The 20,931-nt window shown below is 71.5% G+C and carries 13 protein-coding genes and 2 pseudogenes; 8 read left to right on the top strand and 7 right to left on the bottom strand.

Translation table 11 applies throughout. The features are described from left to right. Positions 1-68: 68 nt before the first annotated feature. Positions 69-3,410, top strand: a complete 3,342-nt coding sequence (locus TN53_RS24100; RefSeq protein WP_324609623.1) for an AfsR/SARP family transcriptional regulator — start codon at positions 69-71, stop codon at positions 3,408-3,410. Positions 3,411-3,690: 280 nt separating this feature from the next. Here TN53_RS24100 and TN53_RS24095 read toward each other — a convergent pair whose 3' ends face one another. Continuing rightward, on the bottom strand, positions 3,691-4,092 hold the full coding sequence (locus TN53_RS24095) for a PIN domain-containing protein (protein WP_046260699.1): 402 nt from the start codon (positions 4,090-4,092) through the stop codon (positions 3,691-3,693). Then, a complete protein-coding gene (locus tag TN53_RS24090; RefSeq protein ID WP_046260725.1) occupies positions 4,089-4,337 on the bottom strand; it encodes a hypothetical protein in 249 nt (82 codons plus the stop codon). Before TN53_RS24090 ends, TN53_RS24095 begins: the two co-directional genes overlap by 4 nt. A 550-nt stretch (positions 4,338-4,887) precedes the next feature. Here TN53_RS24090 and TN53_RS24085 point away from each other — a divergent pair. Both TN53_RS24085 and TN53_RS24080 read left to right on the top strand, forming a co-directional pair. After that, positions 4,888-7,782 (top strand): DEAD/DEAH box helicase, encoded by a 2,895-nt coding sequence (locus TN53_RS24085; protein ID WP_095046702.1) that lies wholly within the window; start codon positions 4,888-4,890, stop codon positions 7,780-7,782. Then, positions 7,779-9,014: an SWIM zinc finger family protein gene (locus tag TN53_RS24080; RefSeq protein ID WP_046260697.1), complete on the top strand. Its 1,236-nt coding sequence runs from the start codon at positions 7,779-7,781 to the stop codon at positions 9,012-9,014. The genes TN53_RS24085 and TN53_RS24080 overlap by 4 nt, the downstream gene beginning before the upstream one ends. Before the next feature lie 194 nt (positions 9,015-9,208). Here TN53_RS24080 and TN53_RS48460 read toward each other — a convergent pair. Then, positions 9,209-9,365, bottom strand: a pseudogene (locus TN53_RS48460) (NAD-dependent epimerase/dehydratase family protein); the annotation flags it as partial. Positions 9,366-9,508: 143 nt separating this feature from the next. Between TN53_RS48460 and TN53_RS24075 the strand changes: the two are divergent. The 5 genes and pseudogenes from TN53_RS24075 (at position 9,509) to TN53_RS48450 (ending at position 13,632) form a co-directional block, all read left to right on the top strand. Beyond that, positions 9,509-10,693, top strand: a complete 1,185-nt coding sequence (locus TN53_RS24075) for a Vms1/Ankzf1 family peptidyl-tRNA hydrolase (protein ID WP_046260696.1) — start codon at positions 9,509-9,511, stop codon at positions 10,691-10,693. 60 nt (positions 10,694-10,753) lie between these two features. Beyond that, the gene (locus TN53_RS45495; protein WP_095046701.1) at positions 10,754-11,341 is read left to right on the top strand and encodes a DUF2795 domain-containing protein; all 588 of its coding nucleotides are present in this window, start codon (positions 10,754-10,756) and stop codon (positions 11,339-11,341) included. Positions 11,342-11,665: 324 nt separating this feature from the next. Then, positions 11,666-12,692: pseudogene (locus TN53_RS24065) on the top strand (DNA topoisomerase IB). Positions 12,693-12,855: 163 nt separating this feature from the next. Next, complete coding sequence (locus TN53_RS48455; protein ID WP_234441689.1) at positions 12,856-13,176, top strand: SDR family NAD(P)-dependent oxidoreductase; 321 nt, start codon at positions 12,856-12,858, stop codon at positions 13,174-13,176. Between the two features lie 135 nt (positions 13,177-13,311). Further along, positions 13,312-13,632, top strand: a complete 321-nt coding sequence (locus TN53_RS48450; RefSeq protein ID WP_234441688.1) for a hypothetical protein — start codon at positions 13,312-13,314, stop codon at positions 13,630-13,632. Positions 13,633-13,898: 266 nt separating this feature from the next. On the opposite strand, the gene TN53_RS24055 is transcribed toward TN53_RS48450, so the two are convergent. The 4 genes from TN53_RS24055 to TN53_RS24040 form a co-directional block, all read right to left on the bottom strand. After that, positions 13,899-15,680: a stealth family protein gene (locus TN53_RS24055; RefSeq protein WP_046260695.1), complete on the bottom strand. Its 1,782-nt coding sequence runs from the start codon at positions 15,678-15,680 to the stop codon at positions 13,899-13,901. Between the two features lie 28 nt (positions 15,681-15,708). Further along, entirely contained in the window at positions 15,709-17,406 is a 1,698-nt protein-coding gene (locus tag TN53_RS24050; RefSeq protein ID WP_046260694.1) for a stealth family protein, read from the bottom strand. A 222-nt stretch (positions 17,407-17,628) separates the two neighbouring features. Beyond that, the gene (locus TN53_RS24045; RefSeq protein WP_046260693.1) at positions 17,629-19,617 is read right to left on the bottom strand and encodes a beta-galactosidase; all 1,989 of its coding nucleotides are present in this window, start codon (positions 19,615-19,617) and stop codon (positions 17,629-17,631) included. Further along, complete coding sequence (locus TN53_RS24040) at positions 19,614-20,927, bottom strand: glycoside hydrolase family 36 protein (protein ID WP_046260692.1); 1,314 nt, start codon at positions 20,925-20,927, stop codon at positions 19,614-19,616. The genes TN53_RS24045 and TN53_RS24040 overlap by 4 nt, the downstream gene beginning before the upstream one ends. Positions 20,928-20,931: the final 4 nt, after the last annotated feature.

Genomic DNA, 20,931 nt, shown 5'->3' with positions numbered 1-20,931 from the left:
TTGTGCGAGTTGTGCGATGTCGTGTCCGTCACCATGGCCGGGGGTGCTGCAATGGCGATGAAATTCCGATGATGCACGGGAGCGGAGGCTTCGCGGTGGACGGGGGAACTCCTCATCGGCTTCGGATCGAGGTGCTCGGGCCGTTACGCGCCTGGCGGGGCGGAACACCCCTGGATCTGGGGCCTGTTAAGCGGCAGGCGGTGCTGGCCGCGTTGCTGCTCCGTCAGGGGCGTGTGGTAAGCCACGAGCAACTGCTCGACTCGGTGTGGGAGTCGGAGCCCCCCGCATCCGGCCACAAGGTGCTGGCCAGTCACGTCAACCCGCTGCGCAGGGCACTCGACGCCGAAGGCACCCGGCATACGGAGTCGGTGATCCGCAGCGGCAAGGGCTGGTATCGCTTCATCGTCGAGGGGGTCCGGCTCGATACGGCGGATCTGGACGAGCGGGGCGACGCGGCGATGCGCACCATCGCGTCCGGCGGTCTGGCCACCGCGGCGGACCAACTGTCCGCGGCTATCGGACTGTTCCGAGGAGAACCCCTGGCCAACCTGCCGGGACCGTTCGCGCAGGAGGAGCGGCAGCGGTTGGGGGAGCGTCGGCGAACGCTCCGGCTGGAGCGGCTCAAGTGCCTTGTTCTGCTGCGCCGGTTCGGCGACGCCCTCGACGACCTCGGCGGCCTGTCGGCGTCTTCGGCGGCTGACCGCTACGACGAGCCTCTGACGGCCTTGCGCATGCGGGCCCTGTACGGCGGCGAACGTCAGGCGGAAGCACTCAACGCGTATGAGGACATGCGCGTACGACTGCGTGACGAGCTGGGAGTCGATCCCGGTGAGGAGCTGCGCCGGGTGTACGAAGCGGTGCTCCGGCAGGACGACGCCCACCTGCTGCGTCCGGCGGATCCTCCCGCGCAAACGCCCTCCAAGCCGCGTGACGGCGCCGTGCCCGCGCCCGCCGAACTCCCCCACGACGCCGCGGGATTCGCGGGCCGCACCGACGAACTCGCCAGATTGCACACGTTACTGCCGCCCGAGTCCGGCCCAGGGACGGCAAACACCGTGGTCATCTCCGCCATCGGCGGCGCCGCCGGCATCGGCAAGACCGCGCTGGCCGTGCACTGGGCACACCAGGTGCGCGACCGTTTCCCGGACGGCCAGCTCTACATCAACCTGCACGGCTTCGACCACGACCGGAAGCCCCTCGAACCCGGCGAGGCCCTTGAGCTGCTGCTGCGCGGCCTGGGGCTCGCGGCGTCGGAGATCCCCCCGCACCACGAGGCCCAAGGCCGCGTCTTCCGGACCCTGCTGACAGGCCGGCGCATGCTCGTCCTGCTCGACAACGCAGCCTCGGCCGAGCAGGTGCGTCCGCTGCTCCCGGGCAGCCCAACCTGCTGCGTCGTCGTCACCAGCCGCAACCGCCTCGGCGACCTCATCGCCCACGCCGGCGCCCACGCCCTGCCCCTGGACCTCCTCCAACCGGACGAGGCCCGCACGCTGCTGAGCCAGACCCTCGGCACGGATCGAGTCGCCGCCGACGAGCGCGCGGTCGACGAGCTGATCCGGCTGTGCGGCGGCCTTCCGCTGGCGCTGCGCGTGGCCGCCGCCCGGCTGGCGGGTGATCCGGCCCTGCGGACGGCCGACCTGGTCGCCGAGATGACCGAGGGCAACAGGCTGGAGGCACTGGAGCCGGACGGTGACGCCAACTCCCCTTTACGTACGGCCTTCTCCGTGTCGTACCGAGTCCTGGCACCCGCCGCGCGCCGACTGTTCCGCCTACTCGGCCTGTTCCCCGGAGCGGAGTTCACCGCAGAGGTCGCCGCAGCCTTCCTGGCCGCACCGCTGCCCCAGGCCCGTCGGCTGCTCGGTGCGTTGGCCGCGGCGCATCTGATCGAACCGGCGGCGGCGGGCCGTTACCGGTTCCACGATCTCCTTCGCGAGTACGCGCAGGAGCGTGCGCAGGTTGAGGACACGGCGGCAGACCGTGACGCCGCGCTGGAACGGCTCCTGATCTGGTACCTGCACGCCGCTCGCGCCGCCTCGGGGACCTGGCTCTTTCCGGAACTGCCGCCCGAGCTCCGGGCCTACGACCAGCAGGGCATGCCGTCCGCTGCCGAGGCCACCCAGTGGCTGGAGGCCGAGCGGGCCAATCTTCTCGCCGCTATCAACCATGCCGCCCGGCACGGTCCGCGCCCGGTCGCCTGGCATCTGGCCTCCGCACTCTTCGGCCACTTCTGGCTCCATCTGCCTCGGGCGACCTGGCTGGCCACCGCGCAGGCGGCACTGGACGCGGCCACGGCCGAGGGCGATCTGTACGGCCAGGCAGCCATGCACATCAGCCTTGGAGTGATCCGGTGGGACTGGGGGCACGCCAGGCAGGCGACGGATCATTGCACATGTGCACTGGACATCAGCCGGGAGCTCGGTTGGGCGGTGGGCGAGGCAGCGGCTCTGGGCGGTGGAGGCATCGTGGAATGGAGCATGGCGCGCCTCGACAGTGCCCACGAGCATCTCGCCGCCGGCCTGCGGATCACCCGTGAAGTCGGGAATCGCCACGTCGAAGCGTTCGGGGTGCTCGGCCTCGGTATGGTCTGCCGAGATCTGGGCCGGCTGCCCGAGGCTGCCGCTCACCTCGAACTGGCCATCAGCCGCAGTGCGGAGCTCAGTTGGTGGGACGACAGCCCGGCTCTGCACACTCTGGGTTGGGTGTACTGGGAACTCGGCCGTCTCGCCGACGGCCTTGACGTCCTCGGCTCCTGGGTGACTCCCGACGGGAGGCGCGGATACCGCAACGCCCGCGCCAGGATGGTCGGCGCCGTCGCGAGGATCAATATCGAGCTCGGCCGCCACGACGAGGGATTCGAGCAGGCCGAGCGTGCCTTTGCCATGGTCAAGGACACGGGACGACCCTGGATTCAGTCCGGCATCCTCACCACGGTCGCGGCTGCCCACCGGCATCTGGCCCACTTCGACCGATCCCTCGAGGCTGACACACAAGCCCTCGCCCTGGCCCGGAAGGCGAGATTCAGACGAGCCGAGGCGGACAGCGTCCTGGGGCTGTCCCTCACGCACCAGCAGCAGGGCCACCACGACGAGGCCCGCCGCCATGCCGAGCAGGCACTCCGCCTGGCACGTGAGTACAGCTTCCGAGTGGTGGAAGGGCAGGCCCTGACCGTCCTGTGCGGCACAGCGGAGGCCGAGTCGGCGTACGTCACAGCCGTCACCCTCGGCCGGGAGGCATTGGCCATACACCGCGAGACCGGCCACCGACTCGGCGAAGCCCGCACCCTCGTGGCACTCGCCCGCGCCCTCCGCAGGAACAAGGACGCTGCCGCCAGCCCTATGAGGCAGCAGGCATGGGACATCTTCTCGGACATCGGCGTGCCCGCGGACGAGTACAAGGATCTCGACTGGTGACGTCTGCACAGCCGTGACGGGAAGCCCCAAGGACTGCTTGGACCTGAACGTGACCACGCCCCGTACCCGCCCTTCGCACGGCCCGCGCCCGTGCTGGTGTGGCTGGACGGCGGAGCCTGGTCAAGCGGAGCCGGCAGCGGCTATGCCCTGCCCGCATGTACGCTCGCGGCCGCGGCGACGCCGTCGTGGTAACCCCCGACTTCCGGCTGGGCGCGCTCGGTTTCCTCGCCCACCCCCGAATGCCCGGCTCGGGCACCTTCGCCTCTAGGACTCGCAGCGGTCAGAGCCCGATCATCCGGACCTTGCTGCCGCACAACCGGGTCATGGCATCGACATCCGACGTGAGGATGGCGGCCGGGCCGGGCTGCCGCAGGGCCGCTTCCGCAACCGTCGCGTCGATCGCGTACTTGTGCCCGTGCAGACCGGTGTCCTTCAGCAGCTGTGCCGCCGCCTCGGCCGCCGCCTCCGTGACCGGCTCCACCTTGACCCGGGACAGCGCCCATTGCAGCCGGGGCAGATTCACCCTGGAGTGGCTCACCTCCACGATGGTGTTGGCACTGACGACGAGGTCTGCACCCATGTCGTGGAACAGCTGGAACATCGCCAGAATCTTCCGGTCCTGGGCGATCCAGGCCGACAGCCCCTCGCTGTCGAGGACAACGGTCTCGATGTGCCCGCTCACGCGGCGCTCGCGCCGCCCGTCGCCCGTGTCGTACCGAAGATCCGTGCCCGTGCCTCGGCCAGCTCCTCTTCACTGAACGCGCCATGTTCGTCTGCGTGGCCACGTAGGTCGGCCCCGAGGAGCTGGTGCCGGATCTGTCGGGCGACCGCTTCGGCCACGTAGCCGGAGACGTTGTCCGTGACCTTCCTCAGCTCCGCCACCTGCTCGGTGGGGAGGGTTACCGTGATGCGAGTGGTGTCAGCCATGATGGCAAGCATCCTGCGATATGCGCACTGCGTGCCCGCTGTTCCCCGCGCTCGGTCCGGTCGGCGTCGGCCGGGGCGGCTGTCGACTCGTGCCCCGGGCTGGTGCCGGGCGACTACGCGACGCCCCGGTTCAGTGGACCCGGTAACGGTACGCCTCGATCCATTGCGAGCCCTCTGGAGCCGGCTCCGGCAGCAGGTCCGGAATCCCGGCTCTGCAGCACAGATCCCCGAGCAGCGGGCGACCACGCGTCCGTCGTCGGCCAGATCGACACCGACCCGTTCGCCTCGACGCCGAGAACAGTCGTGGTGAACGGTACGGCGAGTTCTCCTCGATCATCGTGAAGAAGCCGGCGAGGTGCTCATGACCTCACCGTGGCGCCGCTTCGCCGGGGCAGAGGCCCTCACCCTCAGGCTCGTTTCCGACACCCTCAGGCTCGTTTCCGATGGTGAAGGGCAGGCCCGAACTTGCCGATGGGTGACGGCGCTTGGTGGAGTGCAGTGGTGGGCGGGCCATGGAGAAGGCCCTCGGACAGCAGCGAGGCGGTCGAGAGTGGCACGGGTTGTCGTACGAAAGCCGAGTACGGGCGCGCAGAGCGCGCCGCCGCTGGCCGTGCCCGAAGCGACGGGCTTCGCGAGGGAGTTGCTCGACGGTGGCTGGGCGGCGGTCTTCGTGCCCGGTGAGCCCGCCCGCCTGGGACGGCTGGTGCTGTGGAAGCCCGCCGGAGCGGCTGCCGCGAACGGCGTGGTACCCGTAGCCGCAGGAGTCGAGACCGATGCGGTGGAGCTGGTGCTGCCGCACGGCCGCTCGGTGCGGCGGCGCAGAGTGGAGGGGTACGCGCTTCCTGTGGCCGTGGCTGTTTCCGCCCTGGCGAAGGCGACGCCGAGCCATCCCTCCGGCGCCGCCTGGCAGGCCGCCGCCCGCTTCGCGCTGCGGCTGCTCGCCGACGGCCGCCTCTACCCGGCCCTTACGCCGGCGGGCTACGACACCTGGCAGGCGGGCCCTTTCACCGCCGCTCAGCGTCAGACGCTCGAAGCCCTGGCTGCCGCCTTCCCGCCCCACGCCCACTGTCTGCCCGAGCCCGGCCCGGCCCCGGTGCGGATCGCCGAACCGGCCGCGATGGTGCGCCAGTTCTGTGACGCGGTCGCCGACGACCTGGTCCGTACTCCGGCCGCCCCGCTCGCCATGGGAGCGCTGCCGTACGCCTGGCGCGAGGCGCGTGCCGTGCCCGCCCTGCGTGAGTGGGCCGAGGAGACGGCCGCCGCGTTCACCGCCGAGGTCGGAGTCTCGCTCCGTGTCGACGTGCCCGAAGGGCGGCGCCGGCAGTTCCGGGCCGTCCTGCAACTGCACACCGCGGCAGATCCGGCGCTCGTCGTCGAGGCCGCACGGCTGTGGAGCGAGCCGACCGAGGTGGAGCGGCTGCTCGGCCCCCGTACCGAGAACGAGACCCTGCTCGCACTGCGCCGCGGCGCCCGCGCCTGGCCCCCGCTTCAGCGGCTGCTGAAGGACGCCGCTCCCGATCAGCTCCGGCTGACCGACGACGAAGCCTTCGACCTGCTGGGGGACGCCACCGACGCGCTGCGCGCGGCCGGCATCGACGTGCACTGGCCGCGCGAGCTGGTCAAGGCGCTCACCGCGACCGCGGAGATCGGACAGCGTACCGCCCCGGGATCCAGCGCGGGCGGCATGTTGGATGCCGATGCCCTGCTCGACTTCCGCTGGCAGATCGCGCTCGGCGGCGAGCCGCTCACCGAGGCCGAGCTGGACGCTCTCGCCGAGACGCGCCGCCCTCTGGTCCGGCTGCGCGACCAGTGGGTTGTCGCCGACCCGAAGCTGGTGGCCCGCGCACAGCGTCGCCGGATGGAACCGCTCACCCCCATGGAGGCGCTGAGCGCCGCGCTGACCGGCGAGGTGGAACAGGACGGAGAGATGTTCGTCTGCGAGGCGGTCGGTGCGCTCGGCGATCTCGTGGCCCGTATCCGCGATCCTGAAGTCCGCACCCCCACCGCGCAGCCCGCCGCTCTCAAGGCCACCCTTCGCGACTACCAGAAGCGGGGCCTCGCCTGGCTGGCCGAGATGTGCGAACTCGGCCTCGGCGGCTGCCTCGCCGACGACATGGGCCTGGGCAAGACCATCACCCTGCTCGCCCTGCATCTGCACCGCCAGACCGACCCCGCCACCGCGGGCCCCACTCTCGTGGTCTGCCCCGCCTCCCTGCTCGGCAACTGGCAGCGCGAGGCCGCCAGATTCGCGCCGACCGTCCCCGTACGCCGCTACCACGGCGGCGACCGTCACCTCGACGACCTGGCCGACGACGAGATCGTCCTGGTCACCTACGGGGTGCTGCGCCGCGACCGGAAAGCCCTCGCCGAGACCGGCTGGTCGCTCGTGGCCGCCGACGAGGCCCAGCACGTCAAGAACCCCTACGCCGTCACCGCCCGCGAACTGCGCGCCCTGCCCGCCCGCGCCCGCGTCGCCCTCACCGGCACCCCCGTGGAGAACAACCTCTCCGAACTGTGGGCACTCCTCGACTGGACCACCCCGGGACTCCTCGGTTCTCTCACCGCCTTCCGCGACCGGCACGCCCGCGCGATCGAGGCGGGAGAGGACCCCGAGGCCGCCGAGCGCCTGTCCCGTCTCGTACGACCCTTCCTGCTGCGCCGCAAGAAGTCCGACCCGGGCATCGCACCCGAGCTGCCGGCCAAGACCGAGACCGATCGCGTCGTGTCGCTGACCGCCGAACAGGCCGGCCTGTACGAGGCGGTGGTCCGCGAGACCATGGTGAGGATCGCGGAATCCGAGGGCATCGCGCGGCGCGGCCTGGTGCTCAAACTACTCACCGCGCTGAAGCAGATCTGCAATCACCCGGCCCAGTATTTGAAGGAGCACAGCCTGCGCCGGTCCACGCCACTCGGCGGCCGCTCCGGCAAGCTCGACCTGCTCGACGAACTTCTCGACACCATTACTGCCGAGGGCGAATCCGTGCTGGTCTTCACCCAGTACAAGCAGATGGCGACCCTCCTGGAGCGGCACCTCACCGAACGCGGCGTCCCCTCCCTCTTCCTGCACGGCGGCACCCCCGTCGCCCGGCGCGAGGACATGGTGGAACGCTTCCAGCGTGGTGAAGTGCCGGTGTTCCTACTGTCGTTGAAGGCAGCGGGCACCGGACTCAACCTCACCCGCGCCACCCACGTCGTGCACTACGACCGCTGGTGGAACCCAGCGGTCGAGGACCAGGCCACCGACCGCGCCTACCGCATCGGCCAGGACAGACCCGTACAGGTCCACAAGCTCATCGCGGAGGGAACCGTGGAGGACAGGGTGGCGCAGTTGCTCACGTCCAAGCGCGCGCTCGCCGACGCCGTCGTCGGCTCCGGCGAGGCCGCCCTGACCGAACTGTCCGACTCCGACCTCGCCGAACTCGTCACCCTGGGGAGGCAGTCATGACTTCCTCGGTCCCCGGCCCGCGCCGAGCGCCCACCCGCGGCAAGCGCGCCTTCGCCGCCACCTGGTGGGGCCAGGCATGGTTGACCGCCCTGGAGGACTCCTCCCTGGATTCGGGGCGTCTGTCCCGCGGACGCACCTACGCCCGCAAGGGCATGGTCGGCCCGGTCACCATCGCACCCGGCCAGGTCAAAGCGGCTGTCCAGGGCAGCCGTCCCCGCCCGTACCGCTCCTCGGTCCACCTGCCCGTCCTCACCGACACCCAATGGGACACCCTCCTCGACACCATCGCAGCCCGCGCCGGGCATCTCGCCGCGCTTCTGGACGGCGAGATGCCGGCCGAACTCGTCGACGACGCCCGCCGAGCCGGCGTCCCCTTCCTCCCGCAGCCCGCCGAACTCGACCCGGAGTGCTCCTGCCCCGACTGGGGCTACCCCTGCAAGCACGCCGCCGCGCTCTGCTACGCCATCGCCGCCACCATCGACGATGACCCCTTCGTGCTCTTCGCACTGCGCGGCCGTGGCCGCGAGGAGGTCTTCGCCCAACTGCACGCACTCCGTACGGCAGCACAGGAAACCGCCGCCCCACCGGCGCCGGCCGGCATCCCGGCCGCCACCGCATACGCCGGTTGGGCCGAAGAGCCCCCCGCCCTGCCCGAACTCCCGGAACCCGCCGCCCACACCACAGCACTGCCCGTCGCCCCGCCACCCGGCACCGGCCTGGCCGCCGCGGACCTGGAACGCCTCATGGCCGACGTCACCGCGCGCGCCGCCCGGCTCCTCGCGGGCGACACCGCCCACCTGCACCTGACCCAGCACCAGGACGCCGTCCGCATCGCCGCAAGCAACCCCGGACCCGAGTGGTTCCACCACCTGATCCAGAACACCGGCACCGACCCCACTGCCTTCGCGCGCCTCACCCGCTCCTGGCGCCACGGCGGCCCCGTCGGCATCACCGTCACCGAACAGCCCCACACGCCCGACCCGGTGGCGATGACGACCGCCCGCACCGCCCTGACCACGGCCCTTGCCGAGATGACCGACTCCCCCGTACCTCTCAGAGCCTGGCGCAATCGCCTCACCCTGACCGCCGACGGCATCCAGCTGCGCCTGGGCCCCGACACCCGCTGGTACCCCTACCTCCAGGACGACGACGGCGAATGGTGGCCCGCGGCACCGGCCGACGCCGACCCGGTCGCGGCTCTCACCGGGGCCTGGTCGCAGAACGGGGAGTGAGGAGGAGGCGCGAAGGGCAGCGTCCGGACACACCCACGCTGCTCCACTTCCGTGGTTGCAGTTCTGGTTGCGTTCACCGGCGTACAGCACCGTTCGGAACCCCCGACCGGACCCGCTGCACGGATGCCCTGGCCAAAGAGCTGCTCCGGGCCGAGGAGGAGGGACGGGCCTCCCCGGATTTCGAAGCGGCCGGGCTGCTGGAGTTCGGCCACGTTGCCCCGGGAACCGGTGGCCAGGTTGTCGAGGCGCACGACGTCACATCCGGCGTCGAGTAGCCGACCGCACGGATGGGATCCCACGAAATCCGGCACCGCCGGTCACCAAGGCCCGGCGCCAGGTCTGTCCGCTCATGGGACGCTCCTCGCTCTTCGGTTCACTCGCGTGTCCGCTTGAGTGACCAGACCCGGAGTCTGCATGCGTGGAGCCCCCCGGTGTTCCTCGGCGCCGTTCGGGCACTCGGCCCGAGAACCGGCTGGGACGAACGAGGAGGAAACGTGCAGCTGTCATTCCTGGAACCACTCTTCGACCGGTCCGGCCCGTGGGCCACCGTCTACTTCGACCCCGGCGAGAACGACGAGTCGGGCGCCAAGCGACGCGAGCTGTCCGTACGGGACGTCTGCCGGACGCTGGAGGAGCAGGGGGCCGACGCGGAGACCGCGGGGGCGGTCCACGACGTCCTGATCGGCATGAGCCCGTCCGAGGACCCGGCGGGCCGGGTGGTCTTCGCCACCGGTGGCGAAGTGGTGCTCGGCCACCGTCTCGCACGGTCGCCGCAGCGACACCTCGCGTCCTGGACTCCACTGCCCCGGCTGACGCCGCTGCTGGAACTGTGCGGCCAGGACCCCGTCTGCCTCGTGGCGTACATCGACCGGACCGGCGCGGACTTCGAACTGCGCGGGGCGGCCGGGCCGCGGGACGCCGGGCGGGTGGAAGGCCGGCAGCACCCGATGCACCGCACGGCCTCGGCGGACTGGTCCGAGCGACACTTCCAGCTCAAGGTGGAGAACACCTGGGAGCACAACGCAGGCGAGATCGCCGAAGCGCTGAGCGCGGCGTACGAGGAATGCGGCGCCGAGCTGGTGGTGCTGGTCGGCGATCCCCGGGAACGGCCCGCGGTGCACGAGAGGCTCCCCGACGCCGTCCGCGCGGTGACGGTGGAGACCGAGCACGGAGGCCGCGCCGCCGGCTCGTCCTCTCCCGCCCTGGAAGAGGCCATCGAGCACGCCCGGCACCAGCACACCCGCCGTCGCGTCGAGGAGGCGCTGGACCGCTTCCGCGCCGGACGCGTGAGCACCGACCGGCCGACGGACGCGGTCGAGGGCGTGCCGGCCGTTGTGGAGGCGGCACGCGAGCACCGCATCGAGACGCTGCTGGTCCGGCCCGGCGGGTCCGACCTGGGCCGCGAGACGTGGGTGGGCGCGCAGCCCGACCAGGTCGCGGTGCGCCAGACCGACGCGCAGACCCTGGGCGAGAGCGATCCCGTCTCCGTACGCGCGGACGACGCGCTGCTGCGTTCGGCCGCCGTCACGGCCGCCGACGTCCTGGTCATCCCTGCCACGGATCCCCTGGAGACCTCGGATGGTTCGGACGGTTCCGAGACGTCGGGGGAAGACGCCGACATCCCGGTCGGCGGTCTTGGCGCCTTGCTGCGCTGGACGTACGAGCCCACCGCGGGATGACGACAGCAGACGGACGGTGACGGTAGCGACGGCCCCTCGGACAAAACGGAGGTGTTCGAAATGGAGGGAGGCAGCAACCCGGTCAGCCCGCGCAAGGACGACGCGATGAAGCACGAGCTGGAGGGCCTCCTGCGGTCCGACCGGCCCACTCACGCGGAGGAGGGCAACGATCCCGAGCCGCCCGCCGACGACGACCTGCGCGTCGACGCGAGCGGACCGGTACCGCCGCCCGGCGAGGAGCGTGACCGCGCTCGGGCCGAGACGGAAGTGGACGCCCTGCGGCGGGAGTTGGCACGTCACCTGGACCGCACGGCCTTCCCGGCCGACCGGCGGACCGTACTGGACGTCCTGGCGGCGCACCACGCGCCCGATCCCGTGCTGGAGGCGGCGCGGAACCTGCCGGACAGCGGCTCCTACGCGAATGTGACCGAGATCGTCGGCGGGCACGACTTGGGCCCGGCCCTCCAGAACGACGAGGGTCCGCCCGTCGTCACGGGCTTCGAGCAACTCCCGCACATGCTCCCGCGTGACCGGCCCGGGCCCTTCGCCACCCTGTGCGGCCCGCGCGGACTTCTCGACACCGGCAAGGGGGTCGCCCTGTCCCGTTCCGCCCTGGGCCGTTCCGCCCTGGGCCGTTCCGCTCTGTGACGGGTAGCCCTCGGCAGCACTCGCCGTGCCCGGCAGGACCCGCTGCCGTGCCTGGCTCGCGTACCGGTCCGGCTCTTCCGCGGAAGGCGTCTGTTCGCTCATCGGTGCATCTCCTCACATTCGTCGGAGCGCGGTGCGCAAGGCTCCCCGAGTACCCGGGCCCACGGCCCCATCCGTCGGCGGGTTTCGGGGCCGGCTTCCCTCGGAAGCCGGGATACGGGGTAGGAGAAAAGAGATGCGTGCGCCGGCTGAGCACCGGACGGCAGGCCCTGCACCGTACGAGCCGGGACCTTCCTCGCGGCAGGTGCGCCCAAGGAGGTTGGAGTGCGTCTTCACCACAGCCGTCCCACCGACCCCGGGTACCGCCGCCTGCGCCACGGACGCGGCTTCCGTTACGTCGACGCCCGCGGTGAGCCGCTGCGCGATCCCGGCGAGCTGGCCCGGATCCGGGAGCTGGTCATACCGCCGGCCTGGCGGGACGTGTGGATCTGCACCCGGTCCAACGGGCATCTCCAGGCCGTCGGCACCGACGCCTCCGGACGCCGCCAGTACCTGTACCACCCTCAGTTCCGTGCCGAGCAGGAGCAGGCCAAGCACGAGCACGTGCTGGATGTGGCCGAGTCCCTGCCCGCGGTACGGGAGGCCGTCGAGGGGCATCTGCACGACCGCGGACTGACCCGGCAGAGGGTCCTCGCCACCGCCGTGCGCCTGCTCGACCTCGGCTTCTTCCGCATCGGCAGCGACCGCTACACCGAACTGAACAACAGCTACGGCCTCACCACGCTGCTGCGGGAGCACTCCCGTTGCCAGGCCGGCGCGATCCTGTTCGCCTACACCGGCAAGCACGGCAAGGAGATCGTCCAGACCGTCGCGGACCCCGCGGCCTGCCGCAGCCTCACCGCGTTGCTGCGGCGCCGGGGCGGCGGGGAACGCCTACTGGGAGCGGCGAGCCTGGCACGACGTGAGCGGTCATGACGTCAACGCGTACCTCAAGGAACTGACCGGTCTCGACATCACCGCCAAGGACTTCCGCACCTGGCACGCCACCGTCCTGGCCGCCGTCGCGCTGGCCGTCTCCCAGCCCGTCGCACGCAGCGAGACCGCCCGGCGCCGTGCCATCGTCCGGGCGGTGCGCGAGGTGTCCGGCTATCTCGGCAACACACCGGCCGTCTGCCGGGCCTCCTACATCAACCCGCGGGTGATCGAGTTGTACGAGGAGGGCGTGACGGTCGCAGCCGCGCTGCCCCATCTCGGCGACGAGGGCGCGTACGGCGTTCCCGCGACCCAGGGACCCGCCGAACGGGCCGTGCTGCGCATGCTCCGGAACGGCCACGCACCCGAGGGGGCGTAAGGACTTCGCGACGGTGGTGTCGTCAGTCTTCTCGGTACCGGCAGGTCGTCGACCGGCTCGTGTCCGCGTGGCGGCAGAGGTGACTCGGCGGTTTCGGGTACCCGTCCGCCGACGGATCCGGACGACAGGTCGGGTCGGCAGGGCCGAGCCGAGGAGGTACGGAATGGGACTGAGGAACCAGGTGGTGGTGGTGACCGGCGCGTCCAGCGGGATCGGACGGGCCACGGCCGAGACGTTCGCCCGCAAGGGCTGTGCCGTGGTGCTGGCCTCGCGCCGCGAGGAGGCGCTGGAGGCGGCGGCCCGGGAGTGCGAGAAGCATCGCGGGGCGCGGACGCTGGTCGTACCGACGGACACGACGGACGCCGCAGCGGTCGAGGACCTTGCCCGGCGGGCGGTGGCGGAGTTCGGCCGGATCGAGGTCCAAGCACGCCGTCCAAGGGCTCGGTTCGAGCCTGCGGCAGCAGGCTACGGGTGGAGGGGATGAAGGGCGTGCACGTGTGCACCGTGATGCCCGCGACCATCGACACCCCCCACTTCGAGCAGGCGGCCAACTACACCGGGCACAAGGTGGTCGCCATGCCGCCCGTCTACAGTCCCGAGCGGGGTCGCCAAGGCCGTCGTGGACCTCACCCGCCACCCCCGACGTGAAGTGGTGGTCGGCCCCGCGGGCCGCGCACTGGTGCGCCAGGCACGCAAGGCACCGGGACGCGCGGAACGGCTGATGGCGCGGCAGACGGACAAGAGCCACCTCGACCACGACGAAGAGGCCCCGGACACGCACGGAGCGCTGCACGTGCCCGCTCCCGGAGAGGGCGCGGTGCACGGCGGCTGGCACGGGCGGCGGCGCACCGCGGTCCGCAGGACGGCCGTCGCCGCCGCGCTGGCCGGAGCTGCCGTTACCGCAGGGCGCCGGATGGGTCGGGGGCCGGTGGGCGTCTGACCCGCACAGGCCGTGTGCCGGGCGAGGACCGTCACACGGCCGGATCAGCGTGGCGCCCGCGTGGTGAGATGCCGTGGGGGCGAGCGCTGGGGCTCGTCTCGGGGCCGGGCCGGCAGGTGCGTGGACGCGGCAGGCAGACGAGCATGTGGAAAGCGTGTTGGGGGCAACCCCTCACGAGTTCGCATCTCGTATCCTCCGCCAGTGCCTCACCGGGCACGATGTCGAAGGGCCCCACCGCGAGGTGGGGCCCTTCGTCGTTGGCCGGGTCAGAGGGCCTCGCCGGCGGGCTGGGCCGTTCTGTGGAGGGCGGGGTGGCCGGGGGGTCGGGGCGTTGCTTCGTAGCGGCTCGGGAAGGGGTACTTGCGTTGCAGGAAGATGCTGATGGCCGCCTGGGCCGCCGATCTGGCCTCGGGGGGCGTGTCCACGTCGTTGAGGCAGAAGAAGTCGACGTCCTCGCCGGCCGCCAGGCGGGACAGGCGGCGGCGCATGTCCGGGGTGCCCAGCTGGACGTAGCGGAAGCGGTAGTCGGCCGGGACGGCGCGGGCGGTCGCCATCGCCCAGTGGTGGTGGAGGGTCGATGCCGGAGCCACGTCGGACGTCGAGCGGAAGCGGGAGTACGAGGTGCGGTCCAGCTCCTCGATGCCCAGCCTCTCCATCTCCCGCATCACCGACAGCAGTTGGGGGTGGGGGGTGTGCAGGGACTTGTGGGTGATGTGTCTGCCGTGGAAGCGGCTGATGACCTCGCGGGCGTTCTTGCCCGCGGAGTTCGGGGCCGGTTCCAGGGGGTGCGGGGCGCCTATGCCCAGTTTCAGCGGGGAGAGGGGGATGCGGGCGATGCCGTTGCCGTGGAAGAAGTGCTCGGCCCCTACCGGGCGGTTGATGAAGACGTCGTCGTTGAAGTAGAGGTAGTGCTCCGACAGGCCCGGGATGTGGTGCAGCCGGCTCTCTATCGCGTGGGAGTTGAAGACGGGGAGCGCGTCCGCCGGGAGGATGTCCCGGTGGTCGATCACGGTCAGGCCTTCCGCCCGCGGGTCCAGCCAGTCGGGAATCTGGGAGTCGGTCACCAGATAGACGTGCCGGACGAAACCGGCGTACATCTCCAGTGAGCGCAGGGCGTACCTCAGCTCGTCGTGGCTGGTGTAGCGGGAGGCGCCGGTCTCGCGCGGGGCGATGGTGTTGTGGGAGAGCGCCTGGTGGGCGCGGCGCTTGGCCGCCATCGCCGGGTCGTCGCCGTCGACCCAGGTGTAGACGGCGTCGACGGGGAAGCGCACCTCGTCGATGCCGGGCTCGGCGAACGGGGCGAACGTGGGCACGCCGCGATGGCGGCCCGCGACCACGGCGGGGCGCTGCGCCGTCACCGGGAGCACCTCCGACACCGGGTTGTGGCGCGGGGCGACCAGTGCCGGGCCGAAGACCTCCGGCATCCGGCTGCCGGGCACGGTGAGCCAGGAGGGGTCCGTGCCGAGGTCGCGGCCGTGCCGCCAGAACTCGAGGTCACAGCCCGTTTCGAGACCGGTGAGGACCTGGCCCTCGGGGCCCAGGCGCACCACGCCGGTGCGGAGCACCCCGGCCCGCCGGAGCGCCCGCGGCAGCTTCCCGTCGGCCCACAGCGCCGCGGCGGTCACGCTGCCGTCGGGTCCTACGGCCCCGACGTACCCCACACCGGAGGCAAAGCGCTGGGCGGCCCGCGCGAGGATCGTGTCGCGGTACGTCTCCGCCACACCGATGACCTGGCGCGGCACCCCCTGTCCGTGGTCGGCGGGGATCAGGAAGTACGGGATGCCGAGCCCGTCGAGCAGCGTGCAGACCCGTTCGAGGTCGGCCTCGACGGCGTCCGCGGCGGTGTATCCGGCGACGGTACGGCCGTACAGCCGCGTCGCTCCGATGGTGACCCGGCGCAGCCCGGGGACGGCGGCCCGCAGGCGCCGGCGGGTCCGGGCCGTGCGCAGCGCCCAGAGCCGGGCCGCGAGCCAGAGCCTCAGGCGTACGAGAAAGTCCCGGACCGTTCGGATGCCCCCCGGCATTCCGAAGCGGTCACGGATGTCCATGCCCCCCATGTCCTACCCCCCGGCCCTGTCAGCTCTGCTTCTCGTACGGGCTGGAGAAGGGGAAGTAGTCCTCCAGGAACTCGCTCATCCGGACGCTCACCTGCTCCCGTTCCTCGGGCGGTACGTCGACGTCGTTGAGGCAGAAGAAGTCGAAGCGGCGGTTGCGGCGCAGGTCGGCCAGGCGTCGGTCGGCGTCCGGGCGGCTGATGTTGACGTACCGGAAGCTGTACTTGCCCGGCAGGCCGTGGCCGGTCATCAGGGCGTACTGGTAGAGCAGCGGGGCCGTCACCGCGATGTCCTGCGGGGAGCGGAAGCGGGAGGCCGTGGTGCGGCGGATGTCCTCCGGGAAGAGCTCCTCGAGCACCTGGTGGGTGCGGCGCTGCTGGGGCAGCGGGGTGTGCATGAAGTTGTTCGTCGTCATCCGCCCGAACCTCTCCAGCAGGAGCCGGCGGACGTTCTTGCTGGCGGAGTTGGTGGCCGTCTCCTCGGCGTGCGGCTTGCCGACGCCGATCTTGAGCGGGGACACCGGGATCTTCATCAGGCCGCTGCCGTGGAAGAAGTGCTCCGGGGTGACCCGGCGGCCGACGAACACGTCGTCGTTGAAGTAGAGGTAGTGGTCCGACAGGCCCGGGATGTGGTGCAGCCGGGTCTCGATCGCGTGCGAGTTGAAGACCGGCAGGACGTCCTCGGGGAAGATGTCGCGGTGGTCGACGACCGTGATCCCGGGGGCCGTGTCGTCGAGCCAGTGCGGCTTCTGGCCGTCGGTCACGATGTAGATGTGCCGGACGAAGTCGGCGTACATCGCGAGCGAGCGCAGCGAGTACTTCAGCTCGTCATGGCTGGTGTAGCGGGAGGCGTTGGTCTCCTTGTCCAGGATCTCGGCGGTGCCGCGGTCCTGGTGGCGGGCCCGCTTGGCCCGCATCTCGGGCTCCTCGCCGTCGACCCAGGTGTAGACGACGTCGACGGGGAAGGTCACGTCGTCGACGGTCGGCAGGGTGAGCGGGACGAAGCTCGGCAGCTCGCGGTCGCCGACCCGGACGGTGGCGGGCCGCTGCTCGGAGGCCGGGAGGACGTCGGTGATGCCGTTGTTCCGGGGTGCGACGAGGGAGTCGGCGAAGATGTCCTCGGACGCCTGCGGCTGCACCTTGGCCAGGCGCCGGGGGCCGTCGGCGGAGGCGAGGAGCTCGGCGCCGTCCTCCCAGAACTCGATGTCGCAGGCGAGCTCGGGACCGGCGAGCAGCTGGCCCGAGGGGCCGAGGTGGTTCTCCCCGACCCTCAGGATGGGGGCGGTCCGCAGCCCGGCAGGCAGCGCGCCGTCCATGAACAGCGCGGGGTGCTTGAGCTTTCCGCCGGGCATCGGGCGGCCGATGAAGACCGCCTTGCCCTCGTTCTGCGCCTCCAGGGCGGTGAGCAGACGCTCCCGGTCGACGACGTTCACGCCGACGGTGTGCCGGGTGCGGGCGGCCGGCACCAGGAAGTACGGGATCCCTTCCTGCTCCAGCGCGGCGACGACCAGGCCGAGGTTGGCGGCGGCCGCCTCGGCGGCGCTGAACCGCGTCACGACCCGGCCGTAGAGCTGCTGGCCACGCACCGCCACCGGTCGGAGGACCGGATCCGTGACCGCGGCCCGACGGCGGCGCCGCATGGTACGCAGCTGCCACACGCTCTCGGCGGCCTTCCGCTCGACTCGCGGGCGCATCCGCCGGGCAAAGGAACGCACGGTCACGTTCTGAGCTCCTCTTCCATGAACCTGTCGAACATCTCTGCGTAAGGCAGACAGACGTATGTGACGGAAGGTTGTAGAAGAGTTCTCCGGGAATTAACGGACCAAGTGGTTCCAGATCGCCGGATCCACAGCCGGGCGTGGTAAAGGGGCTACTTGCCCTCGGCCAGGGTGTGCGCCACCAACGCGTTGGCGTGGCCGTGGCCGAGGCCAAGAAAGTCATCGCTACCCGCGCGGCTCCCTCACCACCGCGACCTCGCCCGCCGCGACGGTGACCACGCCCGGCGCCGGCTTCCCGGTGAGCAGTTCGGTGGCCTCGCCGGACACGGAGATCTCCGCGCTCGCCCCGGTGTGGTTGATCAGGAAGAGGTAGTCCGCGTCCGCACCTCGCCGCAGCACCGCCTCCACACCCTCCGGAGCGCTGAGGACCGGCATCACGCCCGCTTCCGTGCGGATGCGGTCCAGGAGAGCGGCGAGCGTCGCCGGGTCCGGCTGTGTGGCCAGGTACCACGTGGTGCCCGTGCCGAAGGAGTTGCGGGTCACCGCGGGTACGTCCGCCAGCGGGCCGGTCGTGTACGTCGTGATCGCCTCCGCGCCCGCCAGACGGACCCGTTCCGACCACAGCCGTGCCGTACCGCCGTCGCTCAGCTCCACCGACTCACCCGGCAGCAGCGGGAACAGCTCGTCCGTGCGCACCCCGAGCGCCTCGCGGAACGCGCCCGGGTAACCGCCCAGCCGCACATGGCAGTTGGTGTCGACCGCTCCGCTGTGGAAGCCCACGGCCAGCGTGCCGCCGCGCTCCGCGAAGCCCGTCAGATTCGCCGCGCCCTCGTCATCGACCAGGTACAGGCTGGGCGCCAGGACCAGGCGGTACGACGACAGGTCCGCCTCCGGGTGGACGAAGTCCACCGCGATGCCCGACCGCCACAACGGCTCGTACCAGGCACGGACCAGCTCCTGGAAGCGGAGCTCCGCGCTCGGCTGCGAGGGCAGTTCCAGGGCCCAGCGGGCGTTCCAGTCCCAGACGATGGCCACCTGCGCCGGGACGGTCGAGCCGCGCACCTCCCCCAACGCCTTCAGATCCGCGCCCAGTCGGACCACGTCACGCCAGATCCGGCTGTCCGTCCCCGCGTGCGGCAGCATCGCCGAGTGCCACTGCTCGGCGCCCGCCTTCGCCGCCCGCCACTGGAAGTAGGCGATGCCGTCGGCGCCCCGGGCCACATGGGCCAGCGCGTTGCGGCGCAACTCCCCGGGATTCTTCGCCCGGTTGACCGGCTGCCAGTTCACCGCGCCCGTCGAGTGCTCCATCAGCAGCCAGGGCCCGCCTGCCAGCGAGCGGACCAGGTCGCCGCTGAGCGCGAGGTCGATGTGCGACTCGGGGTCGGTGGACTGGAGGTAGTGGTCGTTGGAGATCACGTCCAGCTTCTGGGCCCAGCGCCAGTAGTCCAGGGCGTCGAAGTTGTGCATCACCATGAAGTTGGTGGTCGCGGGGATCTCCGGCGCCGCCTCCCGCAGGACCTCGCGCTCCGCCTCGCACAGCGACAGCAGCGCGTCGCTGCAGAAGCGGCGCCAGTCCAGCTGGTGGGTGGGGTTGGGGACGGCGCCCGTGGCGCGGGGCGGGATGATCTCGTCCCAGTCGTAGTACCACTGGCTCCAGAAGCGGGTGCCCCAGGCGTCGTTGAGCGCCTCCAGGCTGCTGTACTTCTCCCGCAGCCAGCCACGGAACGCCGCCGCGCTCTCCTCGCAGAAGCACTCCGGGTTGTGACAGCCGTACTCGTTGTGGACGTGCCACATCACGACCGCCGGGTGGCCGGCGTACCGCTCCCCGAGCGCACGGGCCATCCGCAGCGCCGCCTCCCGATAGGCCGGGCTCGACGGGCAGAACGTCTGGCGGCTGCCGTACGACAGTGCCCTGCCGTCCTTGTCCACGGGGAGTGCCTCGGGGTGCCTGACGAAGAACCACGCCGGCGGTGCCGCCGTCGGGGTCGCCAGGTCCGCCGCGATGCCGTGGGTGTAGAGCATGTCGAGGACGCGGTCCAGGAGGGTGAAGTCGTACGCGCCCTCCTTGGGCTCCAGCAGCGCCCAGGAGAAGATCCCGACGCTGACCATGGTCACCCCGGCCTCGGCCATGAGGCGCATGTCCTCGGCCCAGACCTCCTCGGGCCACTGCTCGGGGTTGTAGTCGCCGCCGTAGGCGATGCCCTGCGGGATCATCGGGCATCTCCGCTCAGGAGTCGGCGAGTCGTCTCCACACCCCACTGGTCCAGGGACAGCAGCCGGTCGCTCGACGCCATCAGGCCGCCGGTCGCCTCCACATGGGCCGCCCAGCGTTCGCGGGTCTCCACGGCCGGGCGTGCCATCAGACAGTCGGGGTCGTTGACCCAGAACCGGCCGTGCTGCCACTGGCGGCCGACGCCCGTGAACTCCGCCGGGTCCTGGCCGGGTTGGCTGTAGTCGTCGGCCTCGGGGCGGCGGTGCGGGGCCGTGTCGGGGCTGACGCGCATGGCGTCGAAGAGGCCGATGGAGGCCAGGAGCGGTGCCCCGCAGCCCAGGAGGTAGGCATCCTCGCCGATCGCCTCGCGGATCAGCTCGATGCCCTGGCGGTACGCCGTGAGGGGGTCCGCGTCGGAGTGACGCACGCCCTCCAGGGCGCCCGCGTACAGGAAGTCGACCTTGAAGTAGTCGTAGCCCTCGGCGCGCAGCGTCCGGAAGACGTCCGTCAGGTACGCGGCCGCCTCCGGGTGGGTCGTGTCCAGGACGCTCAGGTCGTGGCCCCAGTTGCGGCCGGCGTGCAGGAAGCCGCCGTCGAGGTTCTTGACCAGCCAGTCGGGGTGCTCGGCGGCAAGGTCGCTCGCCGGGTCGACGAGGAAGGGCGCCGTCCAGATGCCGGCCCTCCTGCCCCGCGCCCGGATCGCGTCCGCGATGTCCTGGCGGGAGCGGAAGCGGCCGGAGAGGGTGAGCCAGTCGCCGAGTGCCTTCTGGTAGCCGTCGTCGATCTGGACGACGTCGATGGGCAGTTCGAGGGTGTCCATCGCGCGCAGGTTCTCGTGGATGTCGTCCTCGGTGACCTGAGTGAAGTACTCGTACCAGGAGCACCAGACGGTGGGCGCCGGGCGGGGCGACGGGACGCCGAGAGAGGCGGCCCAATCACCCAGCACCGCCTGGACGGTGGCCCCCGTCCACTCCTTCACCGGTCCGTCCGCGGTGACCTCCGCCGTGTCGCCGTCGACGGTCAGGCGGATCGACGGGACCTCTTTGGTGGGCTCCGGCGCCGCCCACAGGCGGACCGGGGAGCCGTCGCCGGGGTCGAGGGCCAGCAGTCCCTCGCCCTGGAAGGCTCCCTCGGGGACGGTGACGCCCGGGCGGTAGCAGACGGTCGCCCAGTTGTCGTTGGTCGGGCGGTACGGCCGCTCGTCGAGGGCGTAGGCGCCGCTGGGGCTCCAGGACTGCCAGCCCTCCTCGTGGACGCGGGCGCCGGCCCGGTCCACGGGGACGGTGGCGACGGGGGTGAAGGGGTGGGGCACGGTG

The sequence above is a fragment of the Streptomyces sp. WM6386 genome (genome assembly GCF_000972385.1).
Taxonomy (GTDB): Bacteria; Actinomycetota; Actinomycetes; order Streptomycetales; family Streptomycetaceae; genus Streptomyces.
Note: the sequence above shows the minus strand (reverse complement) of the source record. Positions and strands in the feature narration are given on the sequence as shown.